This window comes from Mesorhizobium sp. M6A.T.Cr.TU.016.01.1.1 (assembly GCF_003952585.1).
In the GTDB taxonomy this organism is placed as follows: domain Bacteria; phylum Pseudomonadota; class Alphaproteobacteria; order Rhizobiales; family Rhizobiaceae; genus Mesorhizobium; species Mesorhizobium mediterraneum.
Map to the genome: position 1 here is coordinate 5959410 of NZ_CP034452.1, position 21947 is coordinate 5981356.

The following is a 21947-nucleotide window of genomic DNA, read 5'->3' on the forward strand; positions in this document are numbered from 1 at the left end:
ATTTGGGAGAGCTTAATTACGGCGCTGTTTGTATCCTGCAGAATTCAACCTCTTTCAGGTCGAGGGTCCCGACCCTCAAACCATATGGAGGTTGCCATGAACGATACCCTTGCATCGGCGCCGCATCAGGCAGCGCGGCCGAGAACGTCCGTGGGGCTGGCGGAAGTGTCGCGTCGGCACCTGACGACCCTGCGAAGCACTATCGCGACCTGGCGCGAGCGGACACGCTTTCGCTGGGAACTTAAGCAAATGTCGGAGGCCAATCCCCATTTGATCGACGATATCGGTCTGACGAGACAGCAGGTCGAGGAAGAGATCGCCAAGCTGCCCTTCTGGCAACGATAAGGCGAATGCTGCAAAGACACCGGATCGCCAGTTTCCGCGTGCCGCAGTGGTTCGCCGGCGCGCCTCTAAATCGCTTTGACAGCTCGCTAGGAGATACGGCCTCGTCACAAATCTGCATTCAGCGCTTCATATAGCTCGACGATGACCAAACGCTGCCTCCTTATCATCGACCTGCTGAATGAGTATCTCGACCTGTGGGAAGCAGATAAAGCCGATCGACTGGTTCAGAATACCAACCGGCTGGTGGCCGCTTTCAGGAGTTTACAGCTCCCGGTGATCTGGGTGCGGCAGGAGTTCCGTTCGGATCTCAGCGACGCATTTCTTGAGATGCGCGACAAACGCATCGCCGTTACAATTCAGGGCACGAGAGGTGCCCTGCTTCACGCTGAGCTCGATTGGCAGCCAAGCGATGCGACGATAGTCAAGAAGCGCTACAGCGCGTTCTTCAAGACGGGACTTGACGAGCTACTGGCTGAATTTGGCGCCGGTGAACTGGTTTTATGCGGCGTCAATACACACGCCTGTATCCGTGTGGCTGCGGTGGACGCCTATCAACGAGATTTCCGAGTGGTCTTGGCCGAGGAATGCATCGGCTCCTACGACGCAGAGCACGCGCGCGTCTCCCTGGATTACATGAACGGCAAGATCGCCAAAATAGCGACTGTTTCAGAGATCGTTGAAGCTCTCAGTGCGACCTAGTGAACGTCTGAAAGGCACCGCAACTTGCCACCAGACGGTCATGTCTCGAGTCACGGACGGTAGCTTCCCTGTTTCGGATGTAACCGAATTCCCCTCCCCGTGAAATTGTCCGGTAGTCCGCTGCTCCGATCATCGCGCTCCGGAAGTCAGGAGGATCGGATGGACAGTTACTTCGCTACCGAGCGCCACAATCAGATTCGGGATCGGGCACGGGCCTTTGCGGAGGCCGAGATCCGGCCCCGTATACCTGCCATGGAAGCCTCGCGGTCTGTAGACCATGACCTATCTCGGCTGATCGCCCGCCAGGGCTGGATCGGCATCACCATCGGCAAAGAATTTGGCGGCTTGGGTCTCGGGCATCTGGCCAAGACCATCGTCGTCGAGGAGATCTCGCGCGTCAGCGGTGCCATGGGAGCGATGGTGCAGGCCTCGCAGCTAGGCGTCGCGAAAATTCTCCATTTCGGCAACGAAGCCCAGAAGCGGAAATGGCTTCCGGCCATAGCCAAGGGGGAATGTCTGCCGACCATTGCCGTAACCGAACACGAGTCCGGCAGCCACGTGCTCGGCATGGCATCGAACGCCGAGCGCGACGGGGACGCCTATATCCTCAACGGCCACAAGACGTATGTCGGCAATAGCCATGTCGGCGATCTGCATGGGGTGATCGTCCGAACCGGAGGCGGCTCGAAGGGTCTGTCCGCGTTCCTCGTAGAGGCGGATCGCCCCGGCTTCTCACGCGCTGCACTGAAGCCAGCGATGGGCCTGCACGGCTTCGGTTTTGGGGAACTTGTCTTCGACAACTGCCGGGTCCCCGCTGAAAACCTGCTCGGCAAGGAGGGCGACGGCCTGGCTGTGGCCTATTCTTCCAGCATCCTCTACGGAAGGCCCAACCTGACCGCCGTCGCGCTCGGAATCCACCACGCGCTTGTCGAGGAGACCGTGGCATTTGCCGCGCAGCAGCACCGTTACGGCAGCCCTCTTTGCGAACTTCCCACCATCAAGCAGAAACTCGGCCAGATGCAGTCGCGGCTGATGACCGCCCGGCTCGCCGCCTATCACGCCGTGCATATGCTGGACCGTGCCCTGCCTTGTGACGCTGAACTGATAAATGCCAAGCTGATCAACGTGGAGCACGCCTTGGATTCGGCCCGCAACGCCATGGAGGTGCATGCCGCTTGTGGATTGTTCGCCGACCGGCCCATCGAAAGGTTGTTGCGGGATGCGCACCACATCTTCGCGCCGGCGGGCACTTCTGACGTGCAGCTCCTCAGGTTGGCAGAGTTCGCCCTGGGCACATCGAAGACACAGTGGTCACAGCGGCTTGCTTCGTCGGCTGGATCGCAGGCCCACCATGAATGCCCAGTGTCCTACCAGCACTCTCCACCTTCGCGCGATGCAGCCACGAGCGATAGGCTCGTATCAGCCTGACCATTTCTCGATTGCCATGCCTTCTACCCCCCCGCGCTTCCAACTGAGGTCGATGCGCGATCAGGTGATTGTCTGACGTGAAAGAACCCCGAACTCGTGCGATCGACCAAGCCGAGCAGCGTCATATTTTCCCACAGAGCCGTCCATGAGACCGCCAGCAGGCGGCTGCCAACGGCCGACGAGCCATTGGCATATATCGTGTGGTCCGAGGTCGGACCCACCCGCACCGCGCATGGTCAGAATTCAATATCGCCGAAATCACCACCGCCATCGGAGCCGGCATCGTCTGCTTGGTCGGCTTGCTCTGGCTGTGGTGCCGGCGGTTCGGCTGCCTGCGCTTCGCCGCTTTCGCCAAACATGCCTGCGATCGCGTTGCCGAGAAGCACGCCGCCCGCCACACCCATCGCAGTCTGCGCGGCTCCGGCGAGGAAACCGCCGCCTGCCCCCTGCCGATCATCGCCAGAAAGCGGCTGCTCCGGTGCAGCGGCAGCGGTGCGCCCGACCCGCGGCACCGAACCCGAGCGCCTGGCGCCGCTGCCTCCGAAGAGGCCGCCAAGCAATCCGCCGCCGGCAGATTGCTGTGCCTGTTGTTCCAGTTCCTCGATGCGCGACTGTGCCGCGTTCAGGGCCTGCTCTTGCACGACGATTGTTTGCGCCATGTAGTATGGCGCGCCAGGCTGTCGGGCAATCTGATCGTTGATGAAGCGTTCCGCTTCGGCATCGCGCGGCGGCGTCTGTCGCTCGACATTCGCAAGTTTCTCAAAAAGATTGCCAATCGCCTGCTGGTCGTTCCTGTTCATGGGAAGCAACTCCGGTCATTTGCGCGCCGCGTCCAGGACATTCTCGCGGCGCGCTCTACGTCCCTATTTATGCATGTCGCTGCTTCAAAACCGCTGCCGCGACATGCATTTGATTTGACGCAGCTATTCGCGCTCGCCGGTGAAGTTCAGCAGCAACTGGAAGATGTTGATGAAGTTCAGATAGAGCGAGAATGCACCGAAGACGGCTAGCTTCTGCTGCGATTCCGCACCAAAATTCTCCGCAAACTGCTCCTTGATCGTCTGCGTATCCCAGGCGGTGAGACCGATGAAGACGGCGATGCCGATCACCGAAATGGCGAACTGGAGCGCAGTCGAGCCGAGAAAGATGTTGACAATGCTGGCAATCACCACGCCGATCAGGCCCATGATCAGGAAGGACGAGAACTGGGTCAGGTCGCGTTTGGTCGTGTAGCCGTAAAGGCTGGTGGCGCCGAACATGGTGGCGGCGATGAAGAAGGTACGCGCGATGCTCGTGCCGGTGAAGACCAGGAACACGGAGGCCAGAGACAGGCCCATCACCGCACAGAATGCCCAAAACATCGCCTGGGCGCCGGCCGCCGACATCGTCTGCATCTTGAACGAGAACAGCAGCACGAAGGCGAGCGGCGCCAACATCACCACCCACTTCAGCGGAGTGGAAAATATCGGGACGTAGAGGGCTGGCGTAGACGCCACCATGAAGGCGATCACGCCCGTAACAACGAGGCCGACTCCCATGTAGTTGTAGACGCGCAGCATGTGCTTGCGCAGGCCTTCGTCGAAGACGGCCCCGGTTTGGGCTCCGACGCCCGTGCGGTATCCTAGATTGGGGGTATTCATGCGAGTTCTCCTTGGTGAGGGTCAGTAAAGCGTTTTGGCGAGCGTCTCGGCGGTGCGATCGAGATCGCGGATACCGCTTCGGGCGACGACCGCGTAGGCGACTTCGCCGATCTGGAAATAGGCCGAGGAAATTTCGCCAGAGGGGGCGGCGGTCGGCTTGACCACGTCGAACGTTCCGGGCCTGATCGCGAAGAGCGAGACCAGTCCCAGGTCCCTTGTTTCGACAGCCATCTCGACGCTCGGGCCGAACCGCGACGGATAAATCTGGACGTCACGAACCTTCCAGTCCTTTGGCAGCGACGGCATGACGATCGCCGTGGCGGCGCGGATTTCGTCCGCATCGTAGTCAGGCGCTTCAGGCTGGGATGACATGGCCTCGCGCATGATTGTCGTCCCGTGTGCCCGGATCGCCTCCTCCAGATAGGCGGGCGGCTGTGTCGAGGCGACGACCTTCGTCACCGATATCGGCCCGACGATGCCGTTCGCCAACCAGCCCGCGGTCAGCAGGACTGCGACTGCCGCAGCCCGGCGCAACGTGCCTAACACGCGACCCCGGGCCAGCCCGCGTTCCAGCCGCCGCGCCGCGTCGGCCGTTGCCGGCCGCGCCATGCCCTTGGATCCGGCAAGTGCCACGCGCAGTTCGTCGCGCGTCCTGAGGTCGGACATCACGCGAGCGGCGGCCTCCGGACGGGCGGAAAGAAATGCCTCGACCTCGATGCGGCGGGCAACGTCCAGCTGGTCGTCGACATAGGCGTCGAGATCGGCATCGGTCACCGGGTCGCGCAGTTCGTTCATCGCAGACATCACGGGCCTCCCACGATCCTGAGGTGGCTTTTCACACGCGCCGGCAATTTGTCCTCCATCTCACGGAGCGCCGCCCGCGCCCGGCCGATGCGCGACATCAGCGTTCCCAACGGCACGCCGCTGGCCTCGGCCGCCTGGCTGTAGGTAAGTCCCTCGATGGCGACGAGATGCAGCGCCGAGCGCTGCTCTTCCGGCAATTTGAAAAAGGCTTCGCGCACCTGCGCCAAGCGGACGGAATGCTCCTGGGGAGCCTGCATACTGGCGTCGGCAAGATACCCGGCCTGCTCGACGCGCGCCGCTTCAGACTTGCGGGACCGCAAGCCGTCAATGAAAGCGTTGTGGACGATCGACAGCAGCCATGCGCGCAGGTTTCCGCCGGATCGGAAGGTGCCGCGCCGCTCATAGGCCCGCACCAGCGCGTCATGCACCAGGTCCTCTGCTTCGGCGCTGTCGCGCGTCAGCGAACGCGCGTAGCGCCGCAGCGAACCAAGCTGTCCTATGATATCGAAGCGTGGCATCGACCCTCTCATGTCCCGTTTACGGAGCATGGCAGGTTTTTAATCCCGCTCTTTGAATTTTTTGCGATCCGGGAAGGTCAGACATCACCGGTGCAACGCCTCACCATCACGCGTGCGGCTTCTTTGTCCGCGACCGAGCGGCCCGCCCCTCAGCCGCCACAATTCGCTGTGCGGTTAGCGCCGCCGGGGATTTCGATGTTTACATGTGAATTAATTTGTGACGCGGAAAATCGCGAAGGTGTCATCTTTTTCGGGGCACTTGCGAGTTATAGGCAGGAAACATTCACCGCCGAATCTTCCCTTCGCCGACGGTCCTTTGGGCCCGCTTTGTTCCACGAATTATCGACCCGATATGACAAGCCCCGACACGACAGGCAATGCGCCAACCCAGCGGGATACCCGCATCGATGTCTTCCGCGCGCTAGCGCTACTGACGATCTTCGTTAACCATGTGCCCGGGACGGTCTTCGAGTATTTCACGCACAAGAATTTCGGCTTTTCCGATTCGGCCGAAGCCTTCGTGCTGATTTCTGGTATCGCTGTCGGGCTCGCCTACGGACTGAAGTTCCAGCCGGGAAACCGGTTGCTCATCACCCTGAAGGCCTGGCGGCGCGCGGGTGTCCTCTATGTCACCCACGTCATGACCACCGTGGCGACGCTGGCGATCTTCTCGGCAGCTGCACTGCATTTCTCGCGGCCCGATCTTTTGAAGCTGATCAACATCCAGATGATCATCGAGGACACGCCGGAAGCGCTGCTCGGCATCGCCGCGCTCGGGCATCAGATCGGCTACAACAACATTCTTTCCATGTATGCCGTGGTGCTTCTGATGATGCCGCTTTTCCTGTGGATCGGCACGTTCAGCCTGCGGCTGATGCTTGCTGCGTCCGCTGCCCTCTGGCTCATCGCCGGCATTTTCCAGATCGCGCCTTCGAATTTTCCCGGCGACGGCTTCTGGTTCCTGAACCCGCTCTCCTGGCAATTTCTGTTTGTCATCGGGATCGCCGGCATGCTGCATGTCAAGCGCGGCGGCGAAATCCGCTTCAACTGGATGATGACGAGCGCGGCCGTCGGGCATCTGGTCGGCGCGCTGATTTGGGTGCGGCTGCCGCTGTGGGGCATCGAGACGGCCTCCGGCCTGCCTACCGTGCTGACCGGTTTCGATAAGACATTCCTGTCGCTGTCGCGGCTCATGCACGTTCTGGCGATCGCCTATCTGATCGTGACGCTCCCGGCGCTTTCCAACCTGGCGAGGACCAGGCCCGGACACCCGCTCGCGGTTCTCGGCAAGCATTCGCTGCCGGTCTTCATCGCCGGAACGATCCTCGCCATGATTGCGCAGGTCATGAAGGTCGTCAGCCCAGGCGGGTTGCTCTACGACACGATCCTGATCACGACAGGCATCGCGCTGCAGTTCGGCTTCGCCTACTACCTCGAATGGTTGCCGCGGATCGGTTGGGGTGCCAAGAAGCAGCAACCTGCCGCTGCCTTGCCGTCTGCTGCCCTCAAGCCAGCGTGATAGAACGGCGCGACGCGCCGTGCCATCAAGGCCTTTCGCCGGGTGCGAGCCTCTCCTCGATGCACGCTATGGATTTCTATGTCCCGGTTGGCGGTTTTCAACTTGGCGCAAATGAAAACCGCTGGCGCAGCACGGCCGATTTGCGTATCACTCCGCCGCCAACGGAACCGCGCCGATGTTTGAAGATCTTCAGCCTGCCCCAGCCGACAAGATCCTTGCTTTGATTGGCCTCTATCGCGCCGATCCCCGCCCCGACAAGGTCGACCTCGGCGTCGGCGTCTACAAGGATCGCGATGGCAAGACGCCGGTGATGCGCGCCGTGCGCGAAGCCGAAAAGCGATTGCTGCAGAGCCAGGATACCAAGACCTATCTCGGCCTTGCCGGCGATACCGGCTTCAACACGGCGATGGCGAGGCTGGTCTTTGGCCCTGCGGCCGAGCTTACACGCATCCGTGCGGCGCAGGCGCCCGGCGGCTCAGGCGCGCTGCGGCTGGTGGCTGAGCTGCTCAAGAGGACGCGATCGGACGCAACGATCTGGCTGTCGGACCCGACATGGCCGAACCACATGCCGGTGATGCGCGCCGCCGGCTTGCAGATATGCGAATATCCCTATTTCGACGCTGCCTCAGGTGCTGTTCGCTTCGCCGACATGATGAGCGCGCTGGCGACCGCCAAGAGCGGCGACGTAGTGCTGCTGCATGGTTGCTGCCACAATCCGACAGGCGCCAATCTGGACATCGCGCAGTGGGCTGAAATAGCCGACCTTGTCGTCGAGCGCGGCCTGCTGCCGTTTGTCGACATTGCTTATCAGGGCTTTGGCGAAGGCCTGGACGCAGACGCCGCCGGCTTGCGCCTGCTGGCTGAAAAAGTTCCGGAGATGGTCGTTGCCTCGAGCTGCTCGAAAAACTTTGCCGTGTATCGCGACCGTGTCGGCGCGGCGATGATCCTGGCTAAAGACGGCGCGCAGGCGGATGTGGCAATGAGCCAGATGCTGTCGGCGGCGCGCGCCATGTACTCGATGCCGCCGGACCATGGCGCGGCCGCGGTGCGCACTGTGCTTGAAGACGCCACGCTGCGCGCCGACTGGGAAGCGGAGCTAGAGGAGATGCGCCTGCGCATGCTGCGGCTTCGGGTGCAGTTCGCCGAAGCGCTGCGGCGGCAGTCCAATTCCGATCGCTTCGATTTCGTCGCCAGCCATCGCGGCATGTTTTCCCGGCTTGGCCTGTCCGAAGCGCAGGTCGAGCGGCTGCGCGCCGAGCACGGCGTCTATATGGTCGGTGACAGCCGCATCAATGTCGCCGGCCTGCCGGAAGACGGTATGGACGCGCTCGCCAAGGCGATCGTCTCCGTGCTCGACTGAGGCGTTGAGCAGCGCTGTGGACAATCGCCCCTCGCCGTCCGACGCCGTTGGCTACACGGTCGGACGCAGGCTAGCATCCGGCCGATGAAACCCTCGAAGGACATTTCCCGGCTGATTGAGATCATGGCGGCGCTGCGGGGCCCGGAAACCGGCTGTCCGTGGGACATCGAGCAGGATTTTTCGACCATCGCGCCTTACACGATCGAGGAAGCCTACGAGGTGGCGGACGCCATCGCGCGCGGCGACCTGGACGATCTGCGCGACGAGCTCGGCGACCTTCTGCTGCAGGTCGTCTACCACGCGCAGATGGCCGAGGAGGCTGGTGAATTCGCTTTTGGCGACGTGGTCCAGGCCATCACCACGAAAATGATCCGCCGCCACCCGCATGTCTTCGGCGATGAGAAGGCGCGCAGCGCCGGCATGGCCAAGGGCATGTGGGAAAAGATCAAGGCCGAGGAGAAGGCTGAGAAACGCAGCGCCCGCCTCGCCCGCGGGCACGATCCGGAGGATCACGGCAAGGGTTTTCTGGACAGCATACCGGTCGCCCTGCCCGCTTTGACCCGGGCACTCAAGCTGCAGGAGAAAGCTGCCCGCGTCGGCTTCGACTGGAGCGAGGCCACGCCGATCCTCGACAAGATCGAGGAAGAGATCGGCGAGTTGCGCGAGGCCTTGGCCAAGGGCGATACGGCTTCGATCAAGGACGAGTTCGGCGACATGCTGTTTGCCGTCGTCAATCTCGGGCGTCATCTCAAGGTCGATTCCGAAGCGGCGCTCAGCGGCACCAACGAGAAATTCCGGTCGCGGTTCCACTACGTCGAGCAAGCGCTGGAAGCGTCCGGAAACACGCTGGAAAAGGCCTCGCTCGACGAGATGGAGGCGTTTTGGCAGCAAGCCAAGAGCGCGAAGTAACAGCGACTATCCGTTGTTTTTACGGTGCAATCGGCTTTCTATCTCTTCATGCGCGCTTTGCGTCGCCTTGAGCGCGACGGTCACGCCGCCATCTTCATTGTCGGTGCGCGAGACGACGTCGCCATTGCGGTAGAGCCAGTCGACGAGCCCGAGCTGCTCAGGCTTGAGCGTGATGGTCAGCGTTTCCAGCTCGCCTGAAACTCTTGTCTCAATGATCGCCTTCAGCACATCGATGCCCTCGCCGGTGGCGGCCGATATGGCAATCGGCGGCGTCTTGTTGCCATCGGCGCCATCGGCAAGAAGCCGAGCCCTGTTGCCTTCGTCGAGCAGGTCGATCTTGTTCCACACTTCGATGACGCGCTTGCCGTCGCCAGCATCGACGCCGAGATCGGCTAGGATGCGCTCGACATCCTCGGCCTGGGCGGCGGTGTCGGGGTCCGAAATATCGCGCAGATGGAGGACGAGATCGGCCTCGACCACCTCTTCCAGCGTGGCCCGGAAGGCAGCGATCAGATGCGTTGGCAGGTCTGAAATGAAACCGACCGTGTCCGAAAGGATGACCGGCGTGCCGTGCGGCAGTCGCACCCGGCGCAGTGTCGGGTCGAGCGTGGCAAACAACATGTCCTCGGCCAGCACCCCTGCTCCGGTCAGTTTGTTGAACAGCGTCGACTTGCCGGCATTGGTGTAGCCGACGATCGCCACCACCGGGAAAGGCACCTTCTTGCGCTTGGCGCGGTGCAGGTCGCGAGTGCGCCGCACGGTTTCCAGCTCGTGCTTCAGCTTCTTGATCTTATCCTGCAGGGCACGGCGATCCGATTCGATCTGCGTTTCGCCGGGGCCGCCGAGAAAGCCGGCGCCGCCGCGCTGGCGCTCGAGGTGGGTCCAGCTTCGCACGAGCCGGCCCTTCTGATAGTTGAGGTGCGCAAGATCGACCTGCAGCGTGCCTTCCTTGGTCCGCGCACGCTCGCCGAAAATCTCCAGAATCAGCCCGGTGCGATCCAGCACCTTGGCGTTCAGTTCCTTTTCCAGGTTGCGCTGCTGCACCGGCGTCAGTGGATGGTCGACAATGACCAGTTCGGCATGGCCCTCTTTGACGATCTCGGCGAACTCCGCGACCTTGCCGCTGCCGAGCAAGGTGGCAGGCCGCGGATCGTTGACGGTCACCACCGCGGTATGGATCGGGTCGAGGTCGATGGCTTGGGCAAGGCCAACCGCCTCGTCGTGGCGAGCTTCGGCGGACCGCGTCAAGCGCGGGCGATTCGTGTCTTCGTCGCCGCGTGGCTGGCGGGTAAGCACGGGCACGATAACCACGGCCCGAGTCCGGCCTTCGGCTTCCGCCCCCGGCTGATATGCTGGTTTTTCGCGAACGCTGCGGTCCGCGTCTTTCTTACGTGCCAATCAGGCGCCCTGGCTTTCCTCACCATCGAACATCTGAACCGGCTGGCTCGGCATGATCGTGGAAATGGCGTGCTTGTAGACGAGCTGGGAATGGCCGTCTCGACGCAGCAGAACACAGAAATTGTCGAACGAAGTGACCACACCGGTCAGCTTCACGCCGTTGATGAGAAAGATGGTGAGTGGGTTTTTGCTTTTGCGAACTGAATTCAGGAACAGGTCCTGAAGATTTTGCGATCGTTCCGCCATTGTTCTTGTCTTTCGCCGATCCCCTTCGGTTTGCAAGCCAATGCGCCAAATTACCCGGCACGTGTCAAGCACGCAAACACCATCTTGCCGTCAATAACGACAAGCAGAACGAGATATATTGATGTTCATTCCACCTGTGCGGTTATCAGGCTGGACTTTTTTCCGCAACGTCAAAAAAGGCTTGCCGCAAGGAAAGTGTTATCGAGCCCGGATGGCCGTTAGCGACGGGTGCACCGTCGATCGCCACGATCGGCATGGCGATCGTGGTCGCGGAGCTGATGAAAACCTCGCGCGCGGCCTTGGCCTCAGCGACCGAAAAGCCGCGCTCCTCGATTTTCAGGCCGAGCCTGGCGGCTACCTCGAACAGCGTGGTGCGGGTGATGCCGCGCAGGATGCCGTGCTCGGCCGGACGCGTCACCAGCACGCCATCCCTGGTGATGATCCAGGCATTCGACGATCCACCTTCCTTGACGGTGCCGTCGGCATCGACGAACCAGGCCTCCTGGGCGCCGGCTTCCTTGGCCTTCTGCTTGGCGAGCACATTTGGCAACAGGCCGACCGACTTGATATCTACCCGGTCCCAACGATTCTCCGGCACGGTGATAACCTTGATTCCGCTTTCGGCCCTCTTCGCTGCAGCAGCGGGGTCGGCTTTCCTGGCGGTCACCACCAGCGACGGCTTCGTGCCCGCCGCCGGGAAAATAAAGTCACGGCTGGCGACGCCACGCGTCACCTGAAGATAGACCAGGCCATCGGTGACATGGTTGCGGCGAACCACCTCGCGCATGATAATCGGCAACACGCCCCGCGTGACCGGCCAGTCGATCGACAATTCGGTCAGCGAGCGGTTCAGCCGTCCGAGATGGCGAGGCATATCGACGATAAAGCTGCGCGCTACCTCGCAGACCTCGTAGACACCATCGGCGAACTGATAGCCACGGTCCTCGATATGCACGAAAGCGTCGGCGTGAGCGACGTAGCGCCCGTTCACATAGGCAATGCGCGGCATGGGTCACCCCTGGAGAAGTCAGCGCATGACCCCGAAATCGGAATCGGCGCAAAAATCAAAGTGCTATAGCGTCCTTTGCACGTCCCAAAAGACGCGCGGCGCTGTAGCGCTTTCTTATGCGATTCCGCCTGCGCCGTAACCAATAATTGCGCAAGCCACGATTGGATTGGGTATCAGACGCCCAGCGACTTCAGCTTGCGGTGAAGCGCCGAGCGCTCCATGCCGATGAACTCGGCCGTTTTCGAGATGTTGCCGCCAAAACGGTTGATCTGGGCTATCAGATAGTCCTTCTCGAACTGTTCGCGCGCCTCACGCAGCGGCAGCGCCATGATGTGCTGATCGGATTGGTTTGGCGTGCGCGGCATGACGTCGCCGATCTCGGCAGGCAAGAGGTCTGCGGTGATCGGCGCATCGACATCGTCGCCGCGCGCCAGGATCATCAGCCGCTCGACATTGTTGCGCAACTGGCGGACGTTGCCCGGCCAGTTGTGCGCCTGCAGCACGGCCAGCGCGTCGTCGCCGATGCGCCGCGGCCGGATGCCGGCTTGGCGGGCGATCTGCTTCATGAAATTGTCGACAAGATAGGGGATGTCCTCGCGCCGCTCGGCCAGTCCCGGCACCATGACCGGAACCACCGCCAGGCGGTGATAGAGATCCTCCCGGAAACGACCGTCGGCGATCATCGCCTCCAGGTTCTGCGAGGTCGATGAAATGATTCGGACATCGACCTTGACCCGCTTGGTGCCCCCTACCCGCTCGAACTGCTGTTCGACCAGCACGCGCAGAATCTTGTTTTGCGTTTCGCGCGGCATGTCAGCCACTTCGTCGATGTAAAGAATGCCGCGATGGGCTTCCTCAAGCGCGCCGACCTTGCGTTCGACACCGTTGGATTCGGTGCCGAACAGCTCGACCTCCATGCGTTCGGGCGTGATGTTGGCAGCGCTAAGCGTGACGAACGGTGCCCCCTTGCGCGCCGACAGTGTGTGGATGGCGCGTGCCGCGAGTTCCTTGCCCGACCCGGACGGGCCGATGATCATGACGCGGCTGTTGGTCGGCGCGACGCGTTCGATGGTCTGACGCAACTGGCTCATCGCCGACGACATGCCGATCAGGTCGAAGGTTTCGCCGCTGCGCAGCTTGAGATCCGAAACCTCGCGTCTCAGCTTCGAGGTTTCAATCGCACGTTCGGCGATAAGGATCAGCCTGTCGGCCTTGAACGGCTTCTCGATGAAGTCATAGGCGCCGCGACGTATGGCCGAGACCGCCGTTTCGATGTTGCCGTGGCCCGAGATCATCACCACGGGCAGGCTCGGATGCATTGTCTTGATCTCGTCCAGCAGCGCCAGTCCGTCCAGACGTGAGCCTTGCAGCCAGATGTCGAGGAAAATCAGTCTCGGCGCCCGGTCGGCGATCGCCGCCAGGGCGCTGTCGGCATCGAATGCCGTGCGGGTTTCGTGACCTTCGTCGCTCAGGATACCAGCGACAAGTTCGCGGATGTCTTCCTCGTCATCGACGATGAGAATGTCAGACGCCATTACCGACCTTTTCAGTTTCTCTTTCGTGTTCCGTCCTGCTTTCGCCGCTCGACGGCACGGTGGCGGCAAGCGGCAGGATGATGCTGATCATCGCGCCTCGCCCGCCGTGGAAATCCGCCGGCGCGTCATGCAGTTCGAGCCGGCCGCCATGGTCTTCCACTATCTTCTTGACGATAGCGAGGCCAAGCCCCGTGCCCTTCTCGCGTGTCGTCATGTAAGGCTCGAGCAATCGCTGACGATTCTCGCGCGGCAAGCCCTTGCCATTGTCGATGACGTCAATGCGAATCGCGCCATTCTGGCGCCCGGCTTGAATCCGGATTATGCCGTGCGAGCGGTCCTTTTGATCAAGTCCGTCGATCGCCTCGGCTGCGTTCTTGATAATATTGCCAAAAGCCTGCGCCATCAGGCGGCTGTCGAAAGTGCCCTTGAGCGGTTCGTTGCCGAATACGCGCTCGAAGGTGATATCGGCGCGGCTCACTTCGACGAGGAACGAGGCTTCGCGCAACGACTCGCGCAAATCGAGGGCCTTCATTTCGGGCTTGGGCATGCGTGCGAAAGCGGAGAACTCGTCGACCATGCGGCCGATGTCTTCCACTTGCCTGATGATCGTGTCGGTGCACTGATCGAAAACCTCGCGGTCTTCGGTGATGACCTTGCCGTAGCGGCGCTTGATGCGCTCGGCGGAAAGCTGGATCGGTGTCAGCGGGTTCTTGATCTCGTGGGCGATGCGCCGCGCCACATCCGCCCATGCCGAGGAACGCTGCGCCTGGACCAGATCGGTGATGTCGTCGACCGTCACGACATAGGATTTCTCCTCCGAACCGTCGTCGCCGGCCTCGACCGTGATCTGCACGTTGAAGGTCCGCTCCGTGCCGGCGCGATAGAAGGTCACCTGCTCGCGGTGGACAGGCTTTCCCGACTTGCGGCCGATCTCGAATACGCGGCCGACATGCGGCAGCACTGTGGAGAGATTTTGCCCGAGTGCGGCAGTGGCGGATATGGCCAGCATCGTTTCGGCCGATCGATTGACGATGGTGACGATACCATAGGGATCGACGCCGATGACACCGGCGGTGACGCCGGCAAGCACGGCTTCCGAAAAACGCCGCCGCTCGTCGATCAAATCCTTGGCGGACAGAATCTCGTTACGCTGCGATTTCAGTTCCAGCAGCATCTTGTTGAAGGTGTCGCCGAGCGAGGCGACGTCGCCGTCGGAGGGCCGAACGGGCACGGCAACGTCGAGATTGCCGGTCGCAACCTCGTCGGCCGCGCCGATGAGCTGGCGGATGGGCCGCACTAGGCGATCAGCCACGGCAATGCCGGTCCAGATGGCGGACAGAATGATGATCAGCGTCAGCGACAGGTAGGGAAGTGCGAAGGCCACCTGCGAGGTGCGGCGATTGGCTTCCAGACCGCGATATTCGTCGGTGTTGGACCTGACAATCTGTCGTGCCTTGATCACCTCGGGATCGACCAGGCGGATGGTGTAGAGATAGAGCCCTTCGATCTCGCGCAGCTTGACGATGGCGCCCATGATGTTGCGCGTCTTCGGCTCGATCAGCACCGGCCTGCCGTCGGCGGCACTGCTCATGGCGCCTTCCGGCGGCTCCGGCATGGCGAAATCGGCGTCGGTCTTGGCGCTCATGACGAATGAACCGTCTGGCTTGACCAGCGCGGCATGGGCCAGCGAGCGTCCGACGGCTTCCTTGTTCATCAGATCGAGGAAGCCGGTTCTATCGAGGCCGTAGAGCGTGCGGGAGGCGTCGAGATCGTAGGCCATCGACAGGGTCGTTCCCTGGAGATTGCGCGCGTTCTCCTGCACATAGGCATCGGCGATCGACAGCGACGAATTGACGATCGTCTTGGTGCGGATCTCGAACCAGCGATCTAGGCCGATGTCGAGCGTGATCGAGGCGATGATCGCCACCATGATGGCGGGAATCGCGGCGACCAGCGCGAACATCGCGACGATCCGCACATGCAGCCGCGACGCCGCCTTGCCGCGCCGGCGCGCCATCAAAATGCGATGCACTTCGCGACCGACCAGCGCAATCAGAAACACGATGAACGCCGCATTGAGGGCGATAAGCGCCAGCGTCGTCCTCTCGTCCGGCGTGATCGGCGTGGCGCCGACGAGAATGGCGAAGGAGATCGCCGCCGTAACCAGCGCACCGACAACTGCCACCACGCCGGGCAGCGCAAGCAGCCGGCGCCCGTCCCTTGTTCCGGGGTCGCTGAAAAGCGGTTCGCTCAGTGTCGGTGCCTGTGAAGCCATGTCGCCGTCTAGAGCCAGTGATTGCGTCGGATGTATGCAACGCATTGTGGCGATTATGCAACAAGTGTGACCTGGACGGAAATGTTTCGGCGATCGATCCCCCGGAAAAGGTGCCGCTCTATCGCATCGGCCCGAAAATCGAGATCGATTTTTCGGAAAACACGATGCGAAAATTCAAAGCGTTAGAGCGAACTTTGTACGTCCGAATGGAACGTACGTCGCTCTAAGCCTGCCTGGTCGATTTGTAGACGTTGACGCCGAGTTCGCGGATCTTCTTGCGCAGCGTGTTGCGGTTGAGGCCCAAGAGTTCCGCAGCCTTGATCTGATTGCCGCGGGTTGCCGTCATCGAGGCCAGCACCAGCGGATATTCGACCTCGGAGAGAATGCGCTGATAGAGGCCGGCGGGCGGCAAATCGCCGGCGAACGACGCAAAATAGCGCTGCAGGAAATGTTCCACCGCCTGGCCGATGGACAGATCGTCGGGAATGAGGTTGCCGCCACCGGGAACGACCGGCCTCTCACCGGTCTTCAGTTCCGCCTCGATGATCTCGGCGGAAATCTCATCCTGCGAATAGAGCGCGGCCAACCTGCGGACAAGGTTTTCGAGCTCGCGCACGTTGCCGGGCCACGGATAACGCTTCATCAGCTCGATGCCGCCGGTGGAGATGCGCTTGGTCTGCAGGCCCTCGCTGACGCCGAGCTTGAAGAAGTGCCGCACGAGATCCGGAACGTCCTCGGACCGCTCGCGCAGCGCCGGCAGCCTTAACGGCACGACGTTCAGGCGATAGAAGAGATCCTCACGGAAAAGCCCCTGATTGATCAGCGTGCGCAGATCCTTGTTGGTGGCGGCGACGATGCGCACGTCGGTCTTGATCGGCGTGCGGCCGCCGACGGTGGTGTATTCGCCCTGCTGCAGGACGCGCAGCAGGCGCGTCTGCGCTTCCATCGGCATGTCGCCGATCTCGTCGAGGAAGAGCGTGCCGCCTTCGGCCTGCTCGAAACGGCCGGTGGAGCGGTTTTGCGCGCCGGTGAAGGCGCCCTTCTCGTGCCCGAACAGTTCCGATTCGATCAGGTCGCGCGGGATCGCCGCCATGTTGATCGCGACGAAGGGACCGCCGCGACGGCGGCCGTATTCGTGCAGCGCGCGCGCCACCAGTTCCTTGCCGGTGCCCGATTCGCCTGAAATCATCACCGTCAGGTCGGTCTGCATCATGCGCGCCAGCATGCGGTAGATATCCTGCATCGCGGCCGAGCGGCCGACCAGCGGCATCGTTTCCGGCGGCTCGTCCGCCCGCGCATCGATCTTCGGCCGTCGGGGCTCGGAAAGCGCCCGGTTGACGATGTTGAGAAGCTCGGTCAGGTCGAACGGTTTCGGCAGATATTCGTAGGCGCCGGTCTCGGAGGCGCGAATCGCGGTCATGAACGTGTTCTGGGCGCTCATGACGATGACGGGCAGTTCCGGCCGCGCCTTCTTGATGCGCGGCAGCATGTCGAAGGCGTTCTCGTCCGGCATGACCACGTCGGTGATGACGAGATCGCCCTCGCCCGCCGCCACCCAGCGCCACAGCGTCGAGGCGTTGGAGGTCACGCGCACCTCATGACCGACGCGCGAAAGCGCCTGATTGAGGACCGTGCGGATGGCTGCATCGTCGTCGGCGACGAGAATATTGCCGCGAACCGTCATTTGCGGTCTCCTTCGCCATCATCGTCCGTGCCGAACGGCGTTTCTTTCCAAGCTGGCATCAGAATGCGGAAGGTGGTTCCGCGCGGCGTCGAATCGCATTCGATGATGCCGCCATGCTCGCCGACGATTTTCGCGACCAGCGCAAGACCAAGCCCCGACCCGTTCGGCTTGGTGGTGATAAACGGGTCGAATAGGATCGGCAGGATATCTTCGGAAACGCCGGAGCCGTTGTCGCGCACGCAGAATTCGAGCGGCAGCGACACGCGGCCTTGCGATCCCGGAACGGAGACACGGATGCCCGGCCGGAACGCGGTCGACAGGGTGATCTCGCCTTGCGGATCGCCGCCAATGGCCTCGGCAGCATTCTTGACCAGGTTGAGGAACACCTGGATGAGCTGATCACGGTTGGCGAAAACCGGAGGCAATGATGGATCATAATCCTCCAATATCTTGATTCGCTTGGCAAAACCGTTCTTGGCAATAGCCTTCACATGGTCGAGCACGACATGGATATTGACCGGATAGCGGTCGATCGGCCGCTCATCGGAAAACACCTCCATGCGATCGACCAGCGAGACGATGCGGTCGGTCTCGTCGGTGATCAGCCGGGTCAGCGCGCGATCTTCATCGGAAGCCGACAGTTCAAGCAGCTGGGCAGCACCCCGGATGCCGGATAGCGGGTTCTTGATCTCGTGGGCAAGCATCGCGGCCAAGCCGGTCACCGAGCGTGCCGCGCCGCGATGCGTCATCTGCCGATCGATCTTGTCGGCCATCGATCGTTCCTGGAACATCACCACGACGGAGCCTGGAAATTCCGACACCGGCGCGACGTAGAGATCGACGACTTTCTCGATGCCAAGACGCGGCGACGACACATCGACCCGATATTCGTTGACGGGCGCCCGGCGCTCGCGCACTTGGTCGACAAGCGTCAGCAGCGGACTGCCGAAGGGAATGAGCTTGGGTAGTGTGTTACGGGCGAGCATGGTCGCGCTCGAGCGGAAGAAATCCTCGGCATCGGCATTGGCGAAGGTGATGAATCCTTCCGCATCGACCATGATCACCGGGCGGCGGATGGTGTTGAGCACGATGTGGGCGGCGTCCGCCATATCCGTGCTCTGTGTAATGTTGGCATTCATGCCGCGCCCCGCAGGTTCATCGCCTCGGGAGCGTGTGAAAGCACCTCGCGCAACGCGGCAATGACGCGGACGGGCTCGAAGGAGGTGAGGATGGCCTTTCGCCGCTCATCAGCGACACCGGCGGTGTGGCGGTCGAGATACCAGCCAAGATGCTTGCGCGCCTGGCGCACGCCGCTTTCGGTGCCGTAGAGCGTCAGCATGTCCTCGTAGTGGGCAACGACATAGTCGGCCAACACTTCAGGGCTTTCAGGCACGCCGGGCGTTGCCTTCTTTGCCGCGGCTGTCGCGATGCTGCCTGCCGTCCACGGCGCGCCATAATGCGCGCGGCCGATCATCACCGCGTCGGCGCCCGACTGGTCGAGGATCATTGCTGCCTCGGCCAGCGAGCCGACATCGCCATTGGCAACGACCGGTATCGACACAGCCTGCTTTACGCGTGCGATGGCGCGCCAGTCGGCCTTGCCCTGGTAGAACTGGCAGCGCGTGCGGCCATGCACTGTCACCATCTTGACGCCCGCCTGCTCAGCGCGGCGCGCCAGCATCGGCGCGTTGAGCGCGCTTTCGTCCCAGCCAAGCCGCATCTTGACCGTGACCGGCACCTCGACCGCGCCGACCACCGCCTCGATCAGCGACAAAGCGTGATCGAGATCGCGCATCAGCGCCGAACCGGCATAGCCGCCCGTCACCTTCTTGGCCGGGCAGCCCATGTTGATGTCGATGATGTCGGCGCCCTCGCCCGCGGCTATACGGGCGCCCTCGGCCATGTGCGCCGCCTCACGGCCGGCAAGCTGCACCATGTGAACAGGCAGCCCGGAATGACGGATGCGCAAGCCGCAACCGGCCCTGCCTTTGGCAAGCTCGCCGCTCGCCACCATCTCCGACACGACCAACCCGGCGCCGTGCGCATAGGCACGCTGCCGGAACGGCTCATCTGATATACCCGACATGGGCGCGAGGAAGGCGCGATTGCGGATTCTCACACTTCCCACGTCCAGCGGCGAAGCCAATTTGGTCAGGTCAAGCATGCACAAAAACCAAGCATTTTTAATTGCTGCACATTCTCTAGCCAGAATGATAGCGAAGTGCAACGCGCAATGACGTCGCATTAAGGCGCTTTAGGAAAAATGCCGGCCTTCAGCCCCTACCGCGCCCAAGCGCCGTGCTTCTTTGGGAAGGACGCCTTGGGCACTTTGCATCTGCGCATGATCTCTTCCGAAAAGCGATTCCACTTTTCGGGATCATGCGCTAAGCGTCTCGGCATGACAGATGCAAGCGAAAAGCAAGCCTCGGCGGCGGACAACAAAGTTGCAGTCGTTATTGTCGCTGCCGGCCGCGGCGCGCGCGCGGGTCAGGCCGACGGGCCAAAGCAATACCAAAGGATCGGTGGCCGTGCCGTCATCGCGCGCACACTGGACGTGTTTTTGGCGCATCCGAGAATCGGTCCCGTCGTCGTCGCCATCCATGCCGACGACAGCGCGCTTTTTCGCAGCGCCGCCGGAGCCAACGCCGATCGGGTCGTCACGGTAACGGGTGGCGCGTCCAGGCAAGACTCCGTTCGGCTCGGGCTGCTTGCGCTGAGAGGCCATGCGCCGGGCCAGGTTCTGGTCCATGATGCCGTTCGCCCTTTCGTCGACGCGGAATTGATAGATCGTACGATCGCCGCCATCGGCGAGCGCCAGGCAGCGCTGCCTGCCCTACCAGTCGCCGACACGCTGAAACGTGAATCGGCCGCCGGCATGATCGGCGAGACGGTTTCCAGGAACGGGCTTCATGCAGCCCAGACGCCGCAAGGCTTTCCGTTCTGGCCAATCCTGGCCGCCCACGAAAAGGCCCATCATCTCGGCAAGGCGGACTTCACCGACGATGCCGCGATCGCCGAGTGGGCACATATTCCGGTGAAAATCGTTCCGGGCTCGCCGGATAATGTCAAACTCACCTGGGCAAGAGATATTTCGATGGCGGATCAGCGGCTTTCCGGCGAACGGCCGCGCTTTCCAGACATCCGCACCGGCAATGGCTACGACGTTCATGCGTTCGAGCCCGGTGACCATGTCATCCTGTGCGGCGTCTCCATCCCGCACGACAAGAAACTGTCCGGCCATTCGGACGCCGACGTCGGCCTGCACGCCTTGGCCGACGCGCTGCTCGCCACCTGCGGCGCCGGCGACATCGGCACGCATTTCCCGCCATCGGATCCGCAGTGGAAGGGCGCGGCCTCGCGGATCTTCGTCGAACATGCGGCGAGACTGGTGCGCGCGCGCGGCGGGCGCATCGCAAATGCCGACATAACGCTGATCTGCGAGGCGCCACGGGTCGGCCCGCATCGCGAAGCAATGACAGAAACCCTTTCGGCAATGCTGGGAATTTCCCGGAACCGTGTCTCGATCAAGGCGACAACCAACGAAAGGCTCGGCTTTGTCGGCCGCGAGGAAGGGATAGCCGCCATCGCGACCGCCAGTGTCGTATTTCCAGGGGATGTCCCCGAATGAGCAACAACGATCTCGCAGATGCCCTGCTTCAAGCCTGCCAGCAGCGCGACATCATGCTGGCGACGGCCGAGAGCTGCACCGGCGGCATGATCATCGCCGCCCTGACCGACATCGCCGGCTCTTCCACGGTGGTCGACCGGGGTTTCATCACCTATTCCAACGAGGCCAAGACGGAGATGCTCGGCGTTTCCGCCGCCACGCTTGAGGCGCATGGCGCGGTCTCGCGGGAAACGGCGATCGAGATGGCGCAGGGCGCCCTGACCCGTTCGCGCGCCGGACTGACCCTCGCCGTCACCGGCATTGCCGGTCCAGGCGGCGGCTCGACGGAAAAGCCCGTCGGCCTGGTCTGGTTCGGTGTCGCCTTGACTGGTCGGCCGGTCGTCAGCGAATGTCAGTTGTTCACCGACAAAGGCCGCAATTTCATCCGCCAGGCGACGGTCAAGCATGCGCTTGAACTGGGCTTGCGCGCACTCGCTGCGGATCAGGCTGCTGGCGCTGGCCCATAGATGACGTCGGCGCGCTTCTCGAACGCCTCGGAGAACATGCGGAAGGCGCGATCGAACATCGTTCCCATCACCGCGCCCAGAATACGGCTCTTGAATTCGTAGTCGATGAAGAAGCAGACGTTGCAACCGCCGTCGGCCGGCTCGAACCGCCAGGCATTGCTCAAATATTTGAACGGACCGTCGATGTATTTTACGTCGATGGCGTTCTCGTCAGGCTTTAGCAGCACCTGCGTGGTGAAAGTCTCGCGGATCGCCTTGTAGCCGATGCTCATGTCGGCGATGAGCAGTGTGCGGCCGTTGCGTTCCTTGCGCGAGCGAACCGTCAGCGCCTCGCAAAGCGGCAGGAATTGTGGATAGGATTCGACATCGGCAACCAGAGCAAACATCTGCTCCGGCGTATGGGAAACGCGACGATGGGCTTCGAATTGCGGCATGAAACCAGTG

Annotated in this window: 21 protein-coding genes; 8 read left to right on the forward strand and 13 right to left on the reverse strand. The window is 62.1% G+C overall.

Annotated elements, in window-relative coordinates; genetic code table 11:
- Positions 1-96 precede the first annotated feature (96 nt).
- The 3 genes from EJ075_RS28775 (at position 97) to EJ075_RS28785 (ending at position 2472) form a co-directional block, all read left to right on the forward strand.
- Entirely contained in the window at positions 97-345 is a 249-nt protein-coding gene (locus EJ075_RS28775; protein ID WP_126106644.1) for a DUF1127 domain-containing protein, read from the forward strand.
- Positions 346-486: 141 nt separating this feature from the next.
- Entirely contained in the window at positions 487-1044 is a 558-nt protein-coding gene (locus EJ075_RS28780; RefSeq protein ID WP_126106645.1) for a cysteine hydrolase, read from the forward strand.
- Positions 1045-1203: 159 nt separating this feature from the next.
- Positions 1204-2472 (forward strand): acyl-CoA dehydrogenase family protein, encoded by a 1269-nt coding sequence (locus EJ075_RS28785; protein ID WP_126106646.1) that lies wholly within the window; start codon positions 1204-1206, stop codon positions 2470-2472.
- 236 nt (positions 2473-2708) lie between these two features.
- On the opposite strand, the gene EJ075_RS28790 is transcribed toward EJ075_RS28785, so the two are convergent.
- The 4 genes from EJ075_RS28790 to EJ075_RS28805 form a co-directional block, all read right to left on the reverse strand.
- The gene (locus tag EJ075_RS28790; RefSeq protein WP_126106647.1) at positions 2709-3272 is read right to left on the reverse strand and encodes a DUF2076 family protein; all 564 of its coding nucleotides are present in this window, start codon (positions 3270-3272) and stop codon (positions 2709-2711) included.
- A gap of 123 nt (positions 3273-3395) precedes the next feature.
- On the reverse strand, positions 3396-4112 hold the full coding sequence (locus EJ075_RS28795) for a Bax inhibitor-1/YccA family protein (RefSeq protein WP_126106648.1): 717 nt from the start codon (positions 4110-4112) through the stop codon (positions 3396-3398).
- Positions 4113-4133: 21 nt separating this feature from the next.
- A complete protein-coding gene (locus tag EJ075_RS28800) occupies positions 4134-4907 on the reverse strand; it encodes an anti-sigma factor (RefSeq protein WP_095488668.1) in 774 nt (257 codons plus the stop codon).
- Between the two features lie 8 nt (positions 4908-4915).
- Positions 4916-5434, reverse strand: a complete 519-nt coding sequence (locus EJ075_RS28805; RefSeq protein ID WP_245330029.1) for a sigma-70 family RNA polymerase sigma factor — start codon at positions 5432-5434, stop codon at positions 4916-4918.
- 352 nt (positions 5435-5786) lie between these two features.
- On the opposite strand from EJ075_RS28805, the gene opgC reads away from it, so the two are divergent.
- The 3 genes from opgC (at position 5787) to mazG (ending at position 9222) form a co-directional block, all read left to right on the forward strand.
- Positions 5787-6953 carry an OpgC domain-containing protein gene (gene opgC, locus EJ075_RS28810; protein WP_126106650.1) on the forward strand — a complete coding sequence of 389 codons (1167 nt, stop codon included), beginning with the start codon at positions 5787-5789 and terminating at the stop codon, positions 6951-6953.
- A gap of 175 nt (positions 6954-7128) precedes the next feature.
- Positions 7129-8313, forward strand: coding sequence for an amino acid aminotransferase (locus tag EJ075_RS28815; protein WP_126106651.1), 1185 nt, complete (start codon positions 7129-7131; stop codon positions 8311-8313).
- A gap of 84 nt (positions 8314-8397) precedes the next feature.
- On the forward strand, positions 8398-9222 hold the full coding sequence (gene mazG, locus EJ075_RS28820; RefSeq protein WP_126106652.1) for a nucleoside triphosphate pyrophosphohydrolase: 825 nt from the start codon (positions 8398-8400) through the stop codon (positions 9220-9222).
- 6 nt (positions 9223-9228) lie between these two features.
- Here mazG and hflX read toward each other — a convergent pair whose 3' ends face one another.
- From hflX to dusB, 8 genes are all read right to left on the reverse strand, one after another.
- Entirely contained in the window at positions 9229-10620 is a 1392-nt protein-coding gene (hflX, locus tag EJ075_RS28825; RefSeq protein WP_126106653.1) for a GTPase HflX, read from the reverse strand.
- Entirely contained in the window at positions 10621-10866 is a 246-nt protein-coding gene (hfq, locus tag EJ075_RS28830; protein ID WP_006202172.1) for an RNA chaperone Hfq, read from the reverse strand.
- 145 nt (positions 10867-11011) lie between these two features.
- The gene (locus tag EJ075_RS28835; protein WP_126106654.1) at positions 11012-11875 is read right to left on the reverse strand and encodes a D-amino-acid transaminase; all 864 of its coding nucleotides are present in this window, start codon (positions 11873-11875) and stop codon (positions 11012-11014) included.
- Positions 11876-12048: 173 nt separating this feature from the next.
- Positions 12049-13410, reverse strand: a complete 1362-nt coding sequence (locus EJ075_RS28840) for a sigma-54 dependent transcriptional regulator (RefSeq protein ID WP_126106655.1) — start codon at positions 13408-13410, stop codon at positions 12049-12051.
- Entirely contained in the window at positions 13400-15685 is a 2286-nt protein-coding gene (locus tag EJ075_RS28845; protein ID WP_164547215.1) for a PAS domain-containing sensor histidine kinase, read from the reverse strand. Before EJ075_RS28845 ends, EJ075_RS28840 begins: the two co-directional genes overlap by 11 nt.
- A gap of 223 nt (positions 15686-15908) precedes the next feature.
- A complete protein-coding gene (gene ntrC, locus EJ075_RS28850; RefSeq protein ID WP_126106656.1) occupies positions 15909-17369 on the reverse strand; it encodes a nitrogen regulation protein NR(I) in 1461 nt (486 codons plus the stop codon).
- The gene (locus EJ075_RS28855; protein WP_126106657.1) at positions 17366-18508 is read right to left on the reverse strand and encodes a nitrogen regulation protein NR(II); all 1143 of its coding nucleotides are present in this window, start codon (positions 18506-18508) and stop codon (positions 17366-17368) included. Before EJ075_RS28855 ends, ntrC begins: the two co-directional genes overlap by 4 nt.
- On the reverse strand, positions 18505-19533 hold the full coding sequence (dusB, locus tag EJ075_RS28860; RefSeq protein WP_126106658.1) for a tRNA dihydrouridine synthase DusB: 1029 nt from the start codon (positions 19531-19533) through the stop codon (positions 18505-18507). The genes EJ075_RS28855 and dusB overlap by 4 nt, the downstream gene beginning before the upstream one ends.
- 234 nt (positions 19534-19767) lie before the next feature.
- On the opposite strand from dusB, the gene EJ075_RS28865 reads away from it, so the two are divergent.
- Complete coding sequence (locus EJ075_RS28865) at positions 19768-20997, forward strand: bifunctional 2-C-methyl-D-erythritol 4-phosphate cytidylyltransferase/2-C-methyl-D-erythritol 2,4-cyclodiphosphate synthase (RefSeq protein WP_126106659.1); 1230 nt, start codon at positions 19768-19770, stop codon at positions 20995-20997.
- Positions 20994-21503: a CinA family protein gene (locus EJ075_RS28870; RefSeq protein ID WP_126106660.1), complete on the forward strand. Its 510-nt coding sequence runs from the start codon at positions 20994-20996 to the stop codon at positions 21501-21503. The genes EJ075_RS28865 and EJ075_RS28870 overlap by 4 nt, the downstream gene beginning before the upstream one ends.
- Here the strand turns inward: EJ075_RS28870 and EJ075_RS28875 are convergent.
- Entirely contained in the window at positions 21479-21937 is a 459-nt protein-coding gene (locus EJ075_RS28875; protein WP_126106661.1) for a type II toxin-antitoxin system RatA family toxin, read from the reverse strand. The genes EJ075_RS28870 and EJ075_RS28875 overlap by 25 nt on opposite strands.
- Positions 21938-21947: the final 10 nt, after the last annotated feature.

Excerpts from the sequence above, each read along its gene's own strand:
- EJ075_RS28775 (WP_126106644.1), top strand. The coding sequence starts at position 97 with ATGAACGATACCCTTGCATCGGCGCCGCATCAGGCAGCGCGGCCGAGA.
- EJ075_RS28780 (WP_126106645.1), top strand. The coding sequence starts at position 487 with ATGACCAAACGCTGCCTCCTTATCATCGACCTGCTGAATGAGTATCTC.
- EJ075_RS28785 (WP_126106646.1), top strand. The coding sequence starts at position 1,204 with ATGGACAGTTACTTCGCTACCGAGCGCCACAATCAGATTCGGGATCGG.
- EJ075_RS28790 (WP_126106647.1), bottom strand. The coding sequence starts at position 3,272 with ATGAACAGGAACGACCAGCAGGCGATTGGCAATCTTTTTGAGAAACTT.
- EJ075_RS28795 (WP_126106648.1), bottom strand. The coding sequence starts at position 4,112 with ATGAATACCCCCAATCTAGGATACCGCACGGGCGTCGGAGCCCAAACC.
- EJ075_RS28800 (WP_095488668.1), bottom strand. The coding sequence starts at position 4,907 with ATGAACGAACTGCGCGACCCGGTGACCGATGCCGATCTCGACGCCTAT.
- EJ075_RS28805 (WP_245330029.1), bottom strand. The coding sequence starts at position 5,434 with ATGCCACGCTTCGATATCATAGGACAGCTTGGTTCGCTGCGGCGCTAC.
- opgC (WP_126106650.1), top strand. The coding sequence starts at position 5,787 with ATGACAAGCCCCGACACGACAGGCAATGCGCCAACCCAGCGGGATACC.
- EJ075_RS28815 (WP_126106651.1), top strand. The coding sequence starts at position 7,129 with ATGTTTGAAGATCTTCAGCCTGCCCCAGCCGACAAGATCCTTGCTTTG.
- mazG (WP_126106652.1), top strand. The coding sequence starts at position 8,398 with ATGAAACCCTCGAAGGACATTTCCCGGCTGATTGAGATCATGGCGGCG.
- hfq (WP_006202172.1), bottom strand. The coding sequence starts at position 10,866 with ATGGCGGAACGATCGCAAAATCTTCAGGACCTGTTCCTGAATTCAGTT.
- EJ075_RS28835 (WP_126106654.1), bottom strand. The coding sequence starts at position 11,875 with ATGCCGCGCATTGCCTATGTGAACGGGCGCTACGTCGCTCACGCCGAC.
- EJ075_RS28840 (WP_126106655.1), bottom strand. The coding sequence starts at position 13,410 with ATGGCGTCTGACATTCTCATCGTCGATGACGAGGAAGACATCCGCGAA.
- EJ075_RS28845 (WP_164547215.1), bottom strand. The coding sequence starts at position 15,685 with ATGGCTTCACAGGCACCGACACTGAGCGAACCGCTTTTCAGCGACCCC.
- ntrC (WP_126106656.1), bottom strand. The coding sequence starts at position 17,369 with ATGACGGTTCGCGGCAATATTCTCGTCGCCGACGACGATGCAGCCATC.
- EJ075_RS28855 (WP_126106657.1), bottom strand. The coding sequence starts at position 18,508 with ATGAATGCCAACATTACACAGAGCACGGATATGGCGGACGCCGCCCAC.
- dusB (WP_126106658.1), bottom strand. The coding sequence starts at position 19,533 with ATGCTTGACCTGACCAAATTGGCTTCGCCGCTGGACGTGGGAAGTGTG.
- EJ075_RS28865 (WP_126106659.1), top strand. The coding sequence starts at position 19,768 with ATGACAGATGCAAGCGAAAAGCAAGCCTCGGCGGCGGACAACAAAGTT.
- EJ075_RS28870 (WP_126106660.1), top strand. The coding sequence starts at position 20,994 with ATGAGCAACAACGATCTCGCAGATGCCCTGCTTCAAGCCTGCCAGCAG.
- EJ075_RS28875 (WP_126106661.1), bottom strand. The coding sequence starts at position 21,937 with ATGCCGCAATTCGAAGCCCATCGTCGCGTTTCCCATACGCCGGAGCAG.